Genomic DNA, 11,942 nt, shown 5'->3' with positions numbered 1-11,942 from the left:
CTCGATTATAGCCGTCCCCACGAATTCGTGGTCTTTCCGGCCGCCGAAATGTGTACCTGCCAAGGCGCCAATCTGGCAAGGTGGCAATCACCCGTCCGCAGGTCCTGCTTCGTGTTTGACCGATCAAGACGCTGAGCGCAATCCATGATCCTCTCCCTGTTCCGCAAGAACCCTGCTGCCGAGCCCGTTTACGCCGTTTATAGCGCCATTGTGTCTCAATCCCGGCAGCCGCTGTTCTATCGCGACTGGGGCGTGCCCGATACCGTCACCGGGCGTTTCGACATGATCAGCCTGCATCTGGCGCTGTTGTTTCGCCGCCTGCGCTCGGAAGATGCGCCCACCAGGGAATTCAGCCAGGCAGTGTTTGACCTGTTCTTTAAGGACATGGACCGCTCCCTGCGCGAAATGGGCGTCGGCGACATGGCTGTCCCCAAGAAAATCCAGAAAATGGGCAATATCTTCTTTGGCTTGCTGGCTGCCCTTAATGTTGCCATCGACAGCAAGGATCGTGCGGAACTGGAATCGGTGCTGACGCGCAATGTGCTCGATGGCGCCGAGCCGGCACAGGTAGCGGCGCTCGCCGATTACGTGCTGGCCCAGGATGCGGCTCTCGCGGGCCAGTCGACGCAGGCGATCACTACCGGCAAGATTTCCTTTGAGGATGCGGCATGAAGCATACTGATGCACCCATTATCGACGCAGTGATCCGGGTGGTTCGGTTGCCTGCAACGGGCCGCGAGATCGAGGTTCACCCCCAAGCCGCAGCACTCGCTGCGCTGGCCGAGCAACTCAAGCTATCTGCCGTGGAGCAATTCGCCGCCAAACTGGTGGCGACCCCACTGCGCGGCGGCATCCGGGTGCTCGGACGGCTGACCGCGCGCATCGTGCAGCCTTCCGTCGTGACCTTCGAGCCAGTGGTGCAGGAGATCGACGAGCCGGTGGACCGCGTCTTCCTGCCTGAGCCCGATCAGGCCCACAAGGCCACGCCCGGCTCGGAACTGTTCATCGACCTCGAGGATGATGATTTTCCCGATCACATCGACGGGCCCGAGGTTGACCTCAGCGCCTTGCTGATCGAGACCCTGGCCTTGGCCATCGACCCCTATCCGCGCTTGCCCGGCGAAAGCCTCGACGCCTTGGGTATTGTGGCGCCCCCCGAAGATCAGGGGCCGTTCGCGAGCCTGCGCCAGCTCAAGACTGGCGACGATAAATAAGAACTTGCCCTCTTGGCCGGGCTTGCGCCGACCCCATGGTGGGGTATGGTGCCGCCGAGCCTTCCGGGGACCAACCATAGGCCGAAATGACTGACACGATAACCATCTCAGTGGACGCAATGGGTGGCGACAACGCCCCCCGAGCCGTGATCCACGGTGCGCTTTTGGCCTGGCGCGAGCACCCCGATAGCCGCTTCATCTTCCATGGCCGCCAGGAACAGATCAGCCCCTTGCTCGATGAGTTCTCCGAGCTCAAGCCGGTCAGCACCGTCAATCACTGCGAAGCGGTGATCGCCATGGATGAAAAGCCGAGCCAGGCCCTGCGCAAGGGCAAGGGCACGTCGTCCATGTGGATGGCCATCCAGGCGGTCAAGGATGGCCAGGCCGATGTGGCAATCTCGGGCGGCAACACCGGCGCCCTGATGGCCATGGCAACTTTTTGCCTCCGGCCCATGGAAGGCATTGCGCGCCCCGGCATTGCGGCGATCTGGCCTACGCTGCGCACCGACATCATCGTGCTCGATATGGGCGCCACTATTGGCGCCGATGCGCGCCAACTGGTGGACTACGCCATTCTGGGCTCGGCGCTCGCTCGGGCGCTATTCAACCATGAATCCCCCACCATCGGGCTGCTCAATGTGGGCACCGAGGAAGTGAAGGGCCTCGATTCCATCAAGGAAGCCGGCCGCATCCTCGCCGATGCCAGCGGCGCCGGTTTCACCTATCACGGCTTTGTCGAAGGCGATGATATCGGCAAGGGCACGGTTGATGTGGTCGTCACTGAAGGCTTTGTTGGCAATATCGCCCTCAAAACCGCCGAAGGCACCGCCCGCCAGGTTGGCAAATACCTCTCCAACGCCCTCAAGGCCAATCTGATGAGCCGAATCGGCGCGCTCTTTGCCATGTCGGCCCTCAAGCAGCTACGCCATAGGATGGATCCTCGCACCGTCAATGGCGGCGTGTTCCTGGGCCTCAATGGCGTTGTCATCAAGTCCCATGGCGGCACCGATGAAATCGGCTACAAGAGTGCCCTGGGCCTTGCCTATGAAATGGGGCGTAACCGCCTGATCGATAAGATCGGCGACAGCATGAAGCGTTTCCCCGTCAGTGCCGTTGCCGAAACTCCACCTCCACCATCCGAGGCGAACCCGGCGTGACCAAGACTCGTTCTATTATTCGCGGCGTGGGCGCCTATCTGCCCGAAAAAATCCTGACCAATGCCGAACTGGCCAAGATGGTGGATACCTCCGACGAGTGGATCCAGCAGCGGGTCGGCATCAAGGAGCGCCACATCGCCGCCGAAGGTCAGTTCACCTCTGATCTGGCCGTTGCTGCCGCGCAGCAGGCGTTGGCCGCTGCGGGCATGACTCCGCACGATATCGACCTCATTATCGTGGCGACCACGACGCCCGACTACACATTCCCGGCCGCGGCAACCCTTGTCCAGATGAAGCTGGGCATGCATCACGGCATGGCCTTTGACCTGCAGGCGGTATGCTCGGGCTTTGTGTATGCGGTCGCCACTGCCGACAGCTACCTGCAGAACGGCCTTGCCAGCCGCGCCCTCGTGATTGGTGCCGAAACCTTTTCGCGCCTGCTGGACTGGACCGATCGCGGCACCTGCGTCCTGTTCGGCGACGGCGCCGGTGCGGTGATCATGGAGCGGGTGGAAATCGCCGATGGCGCACCCGATCGCGGCGTTCTTGCCTCCGCCCTGCGCTCCGATGGCCACCATTGGGACAAGCTCTATGTGGATGGCGGCCCGTCTTCCACCAAGGGCGTCGGCCATGTGCGCATGCAGGGGCCGGAAGTGTTCCGCCATGCCGTCGGCAAGATCACCGATGTGGTCTACGACACGCTCGACAAGGCCGGCTACACCGTGGACGACCTCGACTGGTTCGTGCCCCACCAGGCCAACCGCCGCATCATCGATGGGGCAGGGGCCAAGCTCGGCTTGCCCCCCGAAAAGGTGGTGATCACCGTCGATCGCCACGCCAACACTTCGGCCGCCTCAGTTCCCCTCGCGCTCAGCGTTGCGGTGGCCGATGGCCGCATCAAAGAGGGTGACCTGGTGATGCTCGAAGCCATGGGCGGCGGCTTCACCTGGGGTGCTTCGCTTATTCGCTGGTAAGCCTTTTTGGCTGCATTGACCTGAGGTGTTTCAAGGCGTTAGTGTTAACGGCGGGCCGGAGGAGCCCGGTGCGGCAATCGCTGGAAGCATGTGAACTGAGCGGGTGGCAACACTGTTCTGTGGCCGCTGCCCGGGCGAAACGCGCTGGGTGCTGCCGCCACAAGCAGGCAAGCAATCGGCCTGTTTGCATGGGCCGGCCCTGACGTCCAAACGGGGGTGCGAATGACTCAGAAGACAGTAACGCGGGCTGACCTGGCGGAGGCCGTTTATGGCTCGGTAGGTCTGTCCCGAACCGAATCGGCGGAATTGGTCGAGCGCGTGCTCGATCTGATCTCGGAGGCGCTGATTTCGGGCTCCAATGTGAAGCTCTCCTCGTTTGGCTCCTTCCAGGTACGCTCCAAGAACGAGCGGATCGGGCGCAATCCCAAGACTGGTGAGGAAGTGCCGATCCTGCCGCGGCAGGTTCTTGTGTTCAAACCCAGCAACGTATTGAAATCCAAGATCAACAAATCTATGGTCACCGCTGAAAAGTAAGGCGTTTTTGCCAAGGGGTGTGTGTTGGACAAGTCTCCCGACGCCTTCCGGACCATTTCCGAGGCCGCTGAAGAGCTCGACCTGCCCCAGCACGTGCTGCGGTTCTGGGAGACGCGATTCTCCACGATCAAACCTCTCAAACGCGGCGGCGGGCGCCGCTATTATCGACCCGAAGACGTGCTGCTGCTGCGCGGCATCCGTCATCTGCTCTATGATCAGGGCTTTACCATCAAGGGCGTCCAGCGCATTCTCAAGGATCAGGGTAGTCGCTATGTCATCGCTGTGGGCGAGGGCAAGCCGGTGGAAGACATCTTGCCCATGATCGAGATGGCCGAAGAAGCCGGCGACGAAGCCGAGATCGAAGAAGCGGTGATGACCGCCAGCCCCGCGCTGGATAAGGAGGCGCGCAACAAGCTCTCCGACGTGCTGCGCGAACTCCTGGAATGCAAGCGCCTGCTCGAGCGGGCGCGCGAAACCTGATCTAGCCGAACACCACCGTCTTATGCCCGTTCAGCATCACCCGGTTTTCGAGGTGCAGCTTGACGGCCCGCGCCAGCACCCGGCTCTCGATATCGCGGCCAGCCGCCAGCATATCCTCAGGGCTCATCGAATGGGTCACCCGAGCGGTTTCCTGCTCGATGATCGGGCCTTCATCGAGGTCCGGCGTCACATAATGCGCCGTGGCCCCGATCAGCTTGACCCCACGCTCATGGGCTTGGTGATAGGGTTTCGCGCCCTTGAAGCTGGGCAAGAAGGAGTGATGGATGTTGATGATCTTGCCAAAGAGACGCGTCGAGAGCGTATCGGACAGCACCTGCATATAGCGCGCCAGGACCACCAGGTCGGCGCCGCTTTCCTGCACCAAAGCCAGCACCTTGGCTTCCTGCTCGGCCTTGTTGCCGGCATTCACCGGCCACAGATGGAACGGAATGCCTTCGTTATCGGCGATCCGCTGCGCCTCAGGGTGGTTGGACACGATAGCTACCACCTCGGCATCGAGCCACCCAACGCGGATCTGGTAGAGCAGGTGCAGGAGGGCATGGTCGAACTTCGAGACCATGATCACGATCTTGGGCCGGCGCGACAGCGGCACCAGCGTGGTCTTCATCCCGAACCGCGCAATCGGGGCGCGTAGCGCCCGCTCCAGCGCATCGCGATCGACGCCCTCGGGCGCAGCAAAGGCCAGTCGCATAAAGAAGGTGCCGGTCTGGCGATCCCAGAACTGGTTGCTTTCGGCAATATTGGCGCCCAGCGCCGCCAATTCGGTGGTCACCGCGGCGACAATGCCCGGCTTGTCCACGCAGCTTAGGGTCAGCACATATCCAGCTTGTTGCTCGCTTGTCGGCGCCATTGATTCCCTCCGCCTTGTTCTTGGGCTGGCGAGGAGATAGCGCCCCCCGGCACGATCGACAACGCTTTCCCGGCGGAATGCTCAATCATTCCGAATCAATCGCCTCCCGGGAGAGGCCGGGGCGCCGTAGCGCCCCGGCTCAGCGTGACGCCGGAACGCTGCGCCCGTTATCCTGCCGCATGATGAACAGCGATGCCCCTACGATCAACAGCGCGCCGGGCCAGAACCAGAGATCTGGCGCCTGCGACAGGATGAGCCAGCTCGCCAGCACATTGAGCGGCAACTTGAGATCATCAAAGGGCTGCAAATAGGTCGCGTCGGCCACCGCATAGGCCTTGGCCAGCAGATATTGCGCTGCCGCCGACAAGAACCCGATCAGCACCATCAGCCACAGCACTTCGCCGCCCGGAATGGCCAACCCGGTCGGGATCAGGAACAGCGCATTGGCGGGTGTCATCAGCAGCATCAGGTAGAGCGTGATTGATTCGGGCGTTTCGAACCGAGTGAGATATTTGGTCAGCAGCGACGATCCCGCCCACAGCGCCGCCGCCAGGATCGGCAGCAGTGCCGCCCAGGTGAACACCGAACTCCAGGGCTGCAGGATAATCATCGCGCCGGCAAACCCGGTCACCGTGGCCAGGATTCTCGGCAACCGCACCTGCTCGCCCAGGAACAACCAGGCCCCCAGGATAATGAAGAACGGCGAGGTCATGACGAGCGCGATCACCTGCCAAAGCGGCACGCCCAAGGCAAAGGCAAAGCCAAAGGCCTGCGCCCCCGCGGCCGACAGCACGATGCGCACGAGATGCACCACGGGATGACGCGTCTTTAGCGCCTTGAGCCCCATGTTCCACACCAATGGGATGCAGAGCAGCGCCGCAATTAGATATTGCCAGAACACGGCAGAGGTGGAGGGAAAGCCCAACTGATAAGTGGCAATGGGCGTGGCGACATTGACGCCCGCATAGGCAATCCCGGCGCCCAGCATCAGCATGGCGCCCTGGATGGAAGGTGAAATCTGCCGACGGGGGGAGGCGGAGGCAATCTGGCTCAACGAGTTATCCTTTCGCGTAAGACCCAGCTACCTCAGGGTTTACGGGAAGGAATGGCGCTCACCCCCCGCAGCGGCACAACCGCAACGAAGCTCAAGCTCCATAGCCAGACCCGTTCTCTCTCATCCGGACTATAACCGTCGGCTCCGGAATCACACCGGATCTGCTGACCCCGACCTGCGCCGGGCGCTCGCGGGCTTGGGTTTCCCCTTACCGCCGGTGGGGAATTACACCCCGCCCTGAGAACGAATGCAGGAAACATCTCCTGCATCGCCAAACATAGGGCAGGGGAGCGCCCCAGACAAGACGGGGACAGGCTTGTGCCTGCGGCGCCCACCCCGCACGCACCAAGCCTGTTCAAAAGCAAATCAACACTTGCCTCCGCCACGAGCATTCTCTATGTCTCCGCGCAGTCGGGGCGTAGCGCAGCCTGGTAGCGCATTTGTCTGGGGGAAACAGTGCCCCAAACCAAATCACCCCTGATTTTCCAACTTGTTAGCGCCTGTGTCTATAGCTGCTGTGGCGTTTTCCGTGGCGTTCATTGCGTTCAGCAGATCAGAAGTGGTCACGTGGGCGTATTTCAGCGTGGTTTTCATGTCTTCGTGCCCTAGCAGGTCTTTGACCAGCCGCAGGTTGCCCGTCTTGCGCAGCAGCCGCGTCGCGCATGTGTGGCGCAGGTCATGGAAGTGGAAATCCACCAACCCTGCATTTGTCACTGCCCGCCGGAATGTCGCCTTTAGCCCTTCGCGTTCGATTGGCAATCGGCTTCCTCGTTCCGCATGGTCGGCGCGCTTGACGATGAAGGTAAACACGGCCTCGTCGTTCTGAGGTATGCGGTCGCGGTTGGAGCGCTCGCCCATCAGTAGCTCGAGCAGCCTGTCGCTGATCGGAACCGTGCGGGTCTTATTGCCCTTGCCTTTGACGCGCATCTGGCGATTGTTTAGATCCACGTTGCGCCACGTCAGGTCTAGGCACTCCTGCATCCGGCAGCCCGACAAAAGGGCAAAACGCACGATGGGGGCATAGTCGGGGCGGAGGGCAGCAAAGAGCTTTTCCTCCTCATCGTCGGCTAATTCCCTGACGCGTTCCTCAGGCTCTTTGAGCATATGCGCCCGCCAGTCTATCTGGCGCACTTCGACGCCCCAGGTCTTTCGCGCTCGCGTCATGACCTTGCGCAGAACCTCCGTCACCCCACGGTTGATCGAGGCGGGCTTCAAACCATCCCCCCGTCGTTTCGCTACAGCCTTCGCCACATCCGCGTCCGTGATCGCAGACAGCATCCGGTGGCGGCCCAGCTGGGTTTCAAGCCAGCCGAGATTGACCATCGTGGTGCCGTGATTGGCGTGGTGCTGCCCCACCTCGGCATAGTACAGTGCCGTGGCGTCTTTCACGCTCATGGGCTGACTGGCTCTTTCTGCCGCGGCCTCGGCCTTCTTGCGCTCTGCCCTTTCGATGGCGAGGGCTTCTGGTTTTGACGTTGCAGTAGTAGCTCCTGAATACCGATTACCTTTGTACCGGAAGTCGAAGCTGTACGTTTTCTGGCCGGGCCTTTTGAAGACGGGGATGATACTCTCCTTCGCTCGGCTAGGAATGCCTGCACATCGCTCGGGTCGAACCGAGGGGCAGCGCGCTTCCCGACGCCGATATTAATGAACGGCAAATCACCGGCGGCCGTCAACTTCCGCAACTGGCGATCTGAAATGCAAAGCTCGTCCGCGACTTGGGCGGGTGTCATTAGTGGCATTCCCCACCCCCCTTCTCTCCCGGCTTGAGATGCAGTTGCACTAGGGTCATGGGGAGGGCTCCGACCGACGAGGATCGAACGAATAGGCGATCTTGCGAAGGACGAGCTTGTCGTCCCGCGCCATGATCTGACCGGACTGCCACCAGATTTCCTCGCCAAGCTTCAATTGCTCGGCGGCAGGTTCGGCATAGACGGCTGTTTCATCGCCGTTCCGATCCATAACCCACAAGCGGCGAACATCTTGCTGCTCGCCTGGGTAAGGCCCCGCCAAAACATTCATACCGATGTTCTCGATGATGCGGCCACCTACGCTCATTTGGCGCTCCTCAGATATTCATCGTAGGCGGTGTGCATGGCGACGAAGATCGTCTCCATGTGACCGTGTTTTCCCCTCCTCATGCCCTCGTCGTAGAGGGCCTGAAAGCGGATGTTGATCTTGGTCTTGTCTGCGAAGCTGACGCTGGTCACGCCCTGTCGTTCGGCCTCCACCTTGCTCATCGCGCGACCTCCGAGCCATTGCCGCTATCCTTGAGGGTGTCCAAATGCGCGTCTACGTCAGTGATGATGGTGCGAGGCGCGTTCTCAAACTCAAGCATGTAAGCGGCCCGCTCTTCGCCGGTCATCTTGAAGGCCTCCGGCCCCCACGAATAATGGACACGATGAACGCGCTTGGCTGTCCAGATCGCCGCCATCTTGAGCCCGTTCTCGCCTAGCATGCTGTGGTAGGCTTCCATCATGTAGCGACGGTCGGCGGCCAGACGATTTGCCTTCGTTACCTCCAGTTCCAGTTCCTTGATGCGCTCCTGTAGGGCGGTGATGGTGGTAGCTGGGACAAGGGGAGTTACCGGCCAACCTTTAGATGCTGCGTGGTCAGCGAGTTCCTTCCGATCTGACATGCCCCAACCCAGCCCATCGTGCCACTTCCACGCCACCACGTCTGCCTTCTGCTCATCAGTGCTCATTGGGAGGCTCCGGGGTTGGAGAGGGCGGCGAGGAGGGCTTTGCGTGCGTCTTCGCGACCGCGCATATAGGCCGCCAGTTCCATGCGGTTGCCGGAATAGCCATAGGTCTTGTTTGGGCTGAATACCTTGTCGAGCGCTTCTTCGCTCACCACGGCAGATTGGGTCGCTGCTGGTGAGGCGAGCCCGTCAATGGTGTATCCGGCGAACGTCTTGCCCTGCACATTAGTGACCACAACCTTGCCGTTGGCGAAGGCGTGCAAGAACTTCCCGCTATCCCAGCGAATGACATATTCACCGTCATCCCAATCACACTCGAAACCGGGCCCGGCTTCGCGGCTGGTTTTCTCCACCTCACCACCGGCTTGCTCTGTCGCTGCTGGGGGCTGGGGAGAGGCGGTTCGCAATTCGTGCAACTCTGTGAAGTATTTCTGCATAGCGCACCACAGCAAATCCTCCTGCGACGTGGACGACCTGATCCGCTCGGCGTCTACGCATTCGCCACTGCGAACAGGGTGGCTATCGCTATATTCCTCCCCGCTGTCAGGGTTCCAGTAGACCCAGCCTTCCCCGTCTAGCGCCACCACCTCACCACCGGCTTGCTCTGTCGCGAGGGCGGCGAGCCGTTGGCCGTACCAAGCCCACGCCATAAAATTCACGAGTTCGTCGCGTAGGCGAACAGGTGGTTCCGGCTGTCCGTGCTGTTGGAACAGCTTTATCAGCTGCAACCACGCTGGATCGGTTTCAGACTCCCGCAGGGGCGTCGTGATTGGTGCATCGTCCCTCACCACCACTGCGGGATGATCTGCGGCGCGGAGGTTCCATGCGGCTATTTTTGCCGCGCTTGTTGCGTGGATCTTGATCATGTCCCCAGGGCAGTCGTCATCCCATGGGTGTACCCACGCGTTGCGTTCGGTGAGCACCATATCCACGCCGCAAAAAGGGCAGGGTTTCAACTTGCTCACGCGCCCGGCATTTTCTTCATTCATGGCTGGAGTCCTTGAGGGCTTGGAGGGCGGAAAGCGCGGCGGCGATGATGGCGAGGGGCATCGACCCGTCATTAAAGCCGTGGAACGCTGGGCCAAGAGCGCGGGGCCTCCATATGCCCGCACGTGCCTTCCCATTGATCATCGATAGATCGTAACCCCACCCCGGCAGCTTGCGCTCCACAAGAGCAAGGGCGGCATCGACGGAGGCGGTGTAAGGCGCGTCGATCACCATGCCTTCTGGGCCAAGCAGAGCATAGTCATCCAATACGTCCTGCAGGGTGTAGGGCTCGGTTCCGGTAAGCGGATCGACCACATGGATTTGCAGCAGAAAATCCAACTCCCGATCCGGCCCCGTCGCCGCCTTCACCCTTTCCAGCAGTGCTGCAATGTCACTCATCACTCACCTGCCTTTGGCTCGGTGCGGCCTTCGGCGCGGGAGATGGCGGCGGAAAGATCGGACCAGGCGTTGAACTGCTCGGGGTTCATCGCGTCGGGATCGAAGGCTGCGATCATCGAGCGGCCAGCGTGCAACATATCTGCGTGGCTGTTCACGGCATTGATGATCAGGGCTCGGCGCTCAGCGTCCTTGTCGTTCCAACCAACATTAACGGTGAAGCCAACCAGTTCCCCTTGTGCATCGAAGAATGGCGCCGCCCCTGACACCTCGACGTTGGCATGGCTGGGCATATCCCAGTCGCTATCGTCGCCTTTCGTGGTCCAAGGCGTATGCGCTGCGGTTTGTTCGGTCATGGCTGGGGAGCCTCCAAGATTTCGCCGGTGAAGCGGTCGTAATAGACGCCGCGGGCGCGGGAATATTTGATGCGGGAGCCGGGCATGGTGCCGGCGTGCTTGATGCCATGAACGGCTGCGAACTGGCTCCGTGCCTTAGTCCGTGCCTTGGCCTCCACCACTGTCTTGATGGCGTGGCAAGGCCTCTCATGGATGGCGCGAAGGTTTGCTTCGGAATGCTCCCCGCCATCGGCCAGTGGCTTTTGATGGTCGAAAGCTTTCTTCTGACCTGGGCGGATGGGATTGCCGCAATCGGGGCAGATAATCAGCCCGTCAGCGTTCATCTGCCGTTCGAGAATGTGACGCTGCACCGACTCCGGGACGGCTTGGTCGTCGTGCTTAGCTACCCAGCCCTGTGCTTTTCGGGATCTAGCCATGGCTGATCTCCACGACTTCCACGCCTGCCCTGCGCGCCTTGCGCACCATGTCGGCAGTGCCCCGCCCGCCGGGGAAGGCGATAACCAAATCCGGCTGACCCTCTTCAAGCATGCGCTTGTTGCGGGCAGGGCCGGCGAAGCTGCCTTGGTTCTCCCAATCGGCCTCAAAGCGCTGACTAGCGACGTGTCGGAGCTGCGACCATGCCCACGCAAGATGGTCCGCTCCGTTGGCCCCACCTTCAATCAAAAGGTCAATGCCGTTCGCCTCATGGAGCTTGTCGAGAACAGCAAACAGCCTCGTGTCATTCCGGTAATCGCGGCCGCCGCAAACGAGCACTCTCATGCTGCCTTCCTCCCCTCTGGGTTGAAGGCAAAGCGGTCCGGCGGAACCGTCAGAACAATCCCGAACTCCGCATGGTGCTGGAACACCGCATCCATGTACCGGCTCATCTGCTCGACCTTCATCAGCCGGGTGATCGGCATGTCGGTGTCGCGGATCATCGCGTGCTTGTCGGCATAGTCGAGCGGACGGATCAGCCGGTCATAGGTCTTGCGGAACTGCTCTGAGCCGTCGCGCAGGATCGGAACGCCGATTTCCAGCTTGCACCGCGCGCGCACGTCCTCGACGGCTTCCCCGGTCTGCTCGGAGATTTCCTTGTACCACTTATGGGAAAGCCGGTTCTGCTCGGCGGATCGGTCGCGGCCATCCTCGATATCGACGGTGACGGGGAGCTTCTTGCCTTCGAGATAGACGGCGAGCAGCTTGATATCGTCCTTGGTCTTTATGGTGCGGCTGCTCATG

At 61.2% G+C, this 11,942-nt stretch carries 19 protein-coding genes and 1 riboswitch; of the genes, 6 read left to right on the top strand and 13 right to left on the bottom strand.

The window, feature by feature from the left end:
- The first annotated feature begins 144 nt into the window (after nt 1-144).
- The 6 genes from AC3YOG_RS10635 (at nt 145) to AC3YOG_RS10610 (ending at nt 4,359) form a co-directional block, all read left to right on the top strand.
- On the top strand, nt 145-672 hold the full coding sequence (locus tag AC3YOG_RS10635) for a ubiquinol-cytochrome C chaperone family protein (RefSeq protein WP_489935042.1): 528 nt from the start codon (nt 145-147) through the stop codon (nt 670-672).
- Entirely contained in the window at nt 669-1,214 is a 546-nt protein-coding gene (locus tag AC3YOG_RS10630) for a YceD family protein (RefSeq protein ID WP_489935041.1), read from the top strand. The genes AC3YOG_RS10635 and AC3YOG_RS10630 overlap by 4 nt, the downstream gene beginning before the upstream one ends.
- 86 nt (nt 1,215-1,300) lie before the next feature.
- Nucleotides 1,301-2,371, top strand: a complete 1,071-nt coding sequence (gene plsX / locus AC3YOG_RS10625; protein WP_127752530.1) for a phosphate acyltransferase PlsX — start codon at nt 1,301-1,303, stop codon at nt 2,369-2,371.
- A complete protein-coding gene (locus AC3YOG_RS10620; RefSeq protein WP_489935040.1) occupies nt 2,368-3,345 on the top strand; it encodes a beta-ketoacyl-ACP synthase III in 978 nt (325 codons plus the stop codon). Before plsX ends, AC3YOG_RS10620 begins: the two co-directional genes overlap by 4 nt.
- Before the next feature lie 222 nt (nt 3,346-3,567).
- Nucleotides 3,568-3,879 carry an integration host factor subunit alpha gene (locus AC3YOG_RS10615; protein WP_127752532.1) on the top strand — a complete coding sequence of 104 codons (312 nt, stop codon included), beginning with the start codon at nt 3,568-3,570 and terminating at the stop codon, nt 3,877-3,879.
- A gap of 24 nt (nt 3,880-3,903) precedes the next feature.
- Nucleotides 3,904-4,359 carry a MerR family transcriptional regulator gene (locus tag AC3YOG_RS10610; RefSeq protein ID WP_127752533.1) on the top strand — a complete coding sequence of 152 codons (456 nt, stop codon included), beginning with the start codon at nt 3,904-3,906 and terminating at the stop codon, nt 4,357-4,359.
- 1 nt (nt 4,360) lies between these two features.
- On the opposite strand, the gene purU is transcribed toward AC3YOG_RS10610, so the two are convergent.
- The 13 genes from purU to AC3YOG_RS10545 all read right to left on the bottom strand — a co-directional run bounded on the left by purU (nt 4,361) and on the right by AC3YOG_RS10545 (nt 11,941).
- Nucleotides 4,361-5,230: a formyltetrahydrofolate deformylase gene (purU, locus tag AC3YOG_RS10605; protein ID WP_489935039.1), complete on the bottom strand. Its 870-nt coding sequence runs from the start codon at nt 5,228-5,230 to the stop codon at nt 4,361-4,363.
- Nucleotides 5,231-5,369: 139 nt separating this feature from the next.
- On the bottom strand, nt 5,370-6,224 hold the full coding sequence (locus AC3YOG_RS10600; protein ID WP_489935273.1) for a DMT family transporter: 855 nt from the start codon (nt 6,222-6,224) through the stop codon (nt 5,370-5,372).
- Nucleotides 6,225-6,392: 168 nt separating this feature from the next.
- A riboswitch (FMN riboswitch) is annotated at nt 6,393-6,533 on the bottom strand.
- Between the two features lie 222 nt (nt 6,534-6,755).
- Nucleotides 6,756-7,679, bottom strand: a complete 924-nt coding sequence (locus AC3YOG_RS10595) for a tyrosine-type recombinase/integrase (protein ID WP_489935038.1) — start codon at nt 7,677-7,679, stop codon at nt 6,756-6,758.
- Entirely contained in the window at nt 7,676-8,017 is a 342-nt protein-coding gene (locus AC3YOG_RS10590) for a helix-turn-helix domain-containing protein (RefSeq protein WP_489935037.1), read from the bottom strand. The genes AC3YOG_RS10595 and AC3YOG_RS10590 overlap by 4 nt, the downstream gene beginning before the upstream one ends.
- A gap of 55 nt (nt 8,018-8,072) precedes the next feature.
- Nucleotides 8,073-8,342, bottom strand: a complete 270-nt coding sequence (locus AC3YOG_RS10585; RefSeq protein ID WP_489935036.1) for a hypothetical protein — start codon at nt 8,340-8,342, stop codon at nt 8,073-8,075.
- On the bottom strand, nt 8,339-8,524 hold the full coding sequence (locus AC3YOG_RS10580) for a hypothetical protein (RefSeq protein WP_489935035.1): 186 nt from the start codon (nt 8,522-8,524) through the stop codon (nt 8,339-8,341). The genes AC3YOG_RS10585 and AC3YOG_RS10580 overlap by 4 nt, the downstream gene beginning before the upstream one ends.
- Nucleotides 8,521-8,988: a hypothetical protein gene (locus AC3YOG_RS10575; protein ID WP_489935034.1), complete on the bottom strand. Its 468-nt coding sequence runs from the start codon at nt 8,986-8,988 to the stop codon at nt 8,521-8,523. Before AC3YOG_RS10575 ends, AC3YOG_RS10580 begins: the two co-directional genes overlap by 4 nt.
- Nucleotides 8,985-9,974, bottom strand: a complete 990-nt coding sequence (locus tag AC3YOG_RS10570) for a hypothetical protein (protein ID WP_489935033.1) — start codon at nt 9,972-9,974, stop codon at nt 8,985-8,987. The genes AC3YOG_RS10575 and AC3YOG_RS10570 overlap by 4 nt, the downstream gene beginning before the upstream one ends.
- Nucleotides 9,967-10,371: a hypothetical protein gene (locus AC3YOG_RS10565; protein ID WP_489935032.1), complete on the bottom strand. Its 405-nt coding sequence runs from the start codon at nt 10,369-10,371 to the stop codon at nt 9,967-9,969. Before AC3YOG_RS10565 ends, AC3YOG_RS10570 begins: the two co-directional genes overlap by 8 nt.
- The gene (locus tag AC3YOG_RS10560; RefSeq protein WP_489935031.1) at nt 10,371-10,724 is read right to left on the bottom strand and encodes a hypothetical protein; all 354 of its coding nucleotides are present in this window, start codon (nt 10,722-10,724) and stop codon (nt 10,371-10,373) included. The genes AC3YOG_RS10565 and AC3YOG_RS10560 overlap by 1 nt, the downstream gene beginning before the upstream one ends.
- On the bottom strand, nt 10,721-11,140 hold the full coding sequence (locus AC3YOG_RS10555; protein WP_489935030.1) for an HNH endonuclease signature motif containing protein: 420 nt from the start codon (nt 11,138-11,140) through the stop codon (nt 10,721-10,723). The genes AC3YOG_RS10560 and AC3YOG_RS10555 overlap by 4 nt, the downstream gene beginning before the upstream one ends.
- On the bottom strand, nt 11,133-11,483 hold the full coding sequence (locus AC3YOG_RS10550) for a DUF2493 domain-containing protein (protein ID WP_489935029.1): 351 nt from the start codon (nt 11,481-11,483) through the stop codon (nt 11,133-11,135). Before AC3YOG_RS10550 ends, AC3YOG_RS10555 begins: the two co-directional genes overlap by 8 nt.
- Nucleotides 11,480-11,941 (bottom strand): NinB/YbcN family protein, encoded by a 462-nt coding sequence (locus AC3YOG_RS10545; RefSeq protein ID WP_489935028.1) that lies wholly within the window; start codon nt 11,939-11,941, stop codon nt 11,480-11,482. The genes AC3YOG_RS10550 and AC3YOG_RS10545 overlap by 4 nt, the downstream gene beginning before the upstream one ends.
- Nucleotide 11,942 lies beyond the last annotated feature (1 nt).

Source organism: Devosia sp. Z6_126 (assembly GCF_058133495.1).
This window is presented reverse-complemented; position numbering and strand designations above follow the sequence as displayed.

What these genes read in the sequence shown, in the direction of transcription:
- AC3YOG_RS10635 (WP_489935042.1), top strand. Translation starts at nt 145, where the DNA reads ATGATCCTCTCCCTGTTCCGCAAGAACCCTGCTGCCGAGCCCGTTTAC.
- AC3YOG_RS10630 (WP_489935041.1), top strand. Translation starts at nt 669, where the DNA reads ATGAAGCATACTGATGCACCCATTATCGACGCAGTGATCCGGGTGGTT.
- plsX (WP_127752530.1), top strand. Translation starts at nt 1,301, where the DNA reads ATGACTGACACGATAACCATCTCAGTGGACGCAATGGGTGGCGACAAC.
- AC3YOG_RS10615 (WP_127752532.1), top strand. Translation starts at nt 3,568, where the DNA reads ATGACTCAGAAGACAGTAACGCGGGCTGACCTGGCGGAGGCCGTTTAT.
- purU (WP_489935039.1), bottom strand. Translation starts at nt 5,230, where the DNA reads ATGGCGCCGACAAGCGAGCAACAAGCTGGATATGTGCTGACCCTAAGC.
- AC3YOG_RS10600 (WP_489935273.1), bottom strand. Translation starts at nt 6,224, where the DNA reads ATGCTGATGCTGGGCGCCGGGATTGCCTATGCGGGCGTCAATGTCGCC.
- AC3YOG_RS10595 (WP_489935038.1), bottom strand. Translation starts at nt 7,679, where the DNA reads ATGAGCGTGAAAGACGCCACGGCACTGTACTATGCCGAGGTGGGGCAG.
- AC3YOG_RS10590 (WP_489935037.1), bottom strand. Translation starts at nt 8,017, where the DNA reads ATGACACCCGCCCAAGTCGCGGACGAGCTTTGCATTTCAGATCGCCAG.
- AC3YOG_RS10585 (WP_489935036.1), bottom strand. Translation starts at nt 8,342, where the DNA reads ATGAGCGTAGGTGGCCGCATCATCGAGAACATCGGTATGAATGTTTTG.
- AC3YOG_RS10580 (WP_489935035.1), bottom strand. Translation starts at nt 8,524, where the DNA reads ATGAGCAAGGTGGAGGCCGAACGACAGGGCGTGACCAGCGTCAGCTTC.
- AC3YOG_RS10575 (WP_489935034.1), bottom strand. Translation starts at nt 8,988, where the DNA reads ATGAGCACTGATGAGCAGAAGGCAGACGTGGTGGCGTGGAAGTGGCAC.
- AC3YOG_RS10570 (WP_489935033.1), bottom strand. Translation starts at nt 9,974, where the DNA reads ATGAATGAAGAAAATGCCGGGCGCGTGAGCAAGTTGAAACCCTGCCCT.
- AC3YOG_RS10565 (WP_489935032.1), bottom strand. Translation starts at nt 10,371, where the DNA reads ATGAGTGACATTGCAGCACTGCTGGAAAGGGTGAAGGCGGCGACGGGG.
- AC3YOG_RS10560 (WP_489935031.1), bottom strand. Translation starts at nt 10,724, where the DNA reads ATGACCGAACAAACCGCAGCGCATACGCCTTGGACCACGAAAGGCGAC.
- AC3YOG_RS10555 (WP_489935030.1), bottom strand. Translation starts at nt 11,140, where the DNA reads ATGGCTAGATCCCGAAAAGCACAGGGCTGGGTAGCTAAGCACGACGAC.
- AC3YOG_RS10550 (WP_489935029.1), bottom strand. Translation starts at nt 11,483, where the DNA reads ATGAGAGTGCTCGTTTGCGGCGGCCGCGATTACCGGAATGACACGAGG.
- AC3YOG_RS10545 (WP_489935028.1), bottom strand. Translation starts at nt 11,941, where the DNA reads ATGAGCAGCCGCACCATAAAGACCAAGGACGATATCAAGCTGCTCGCC.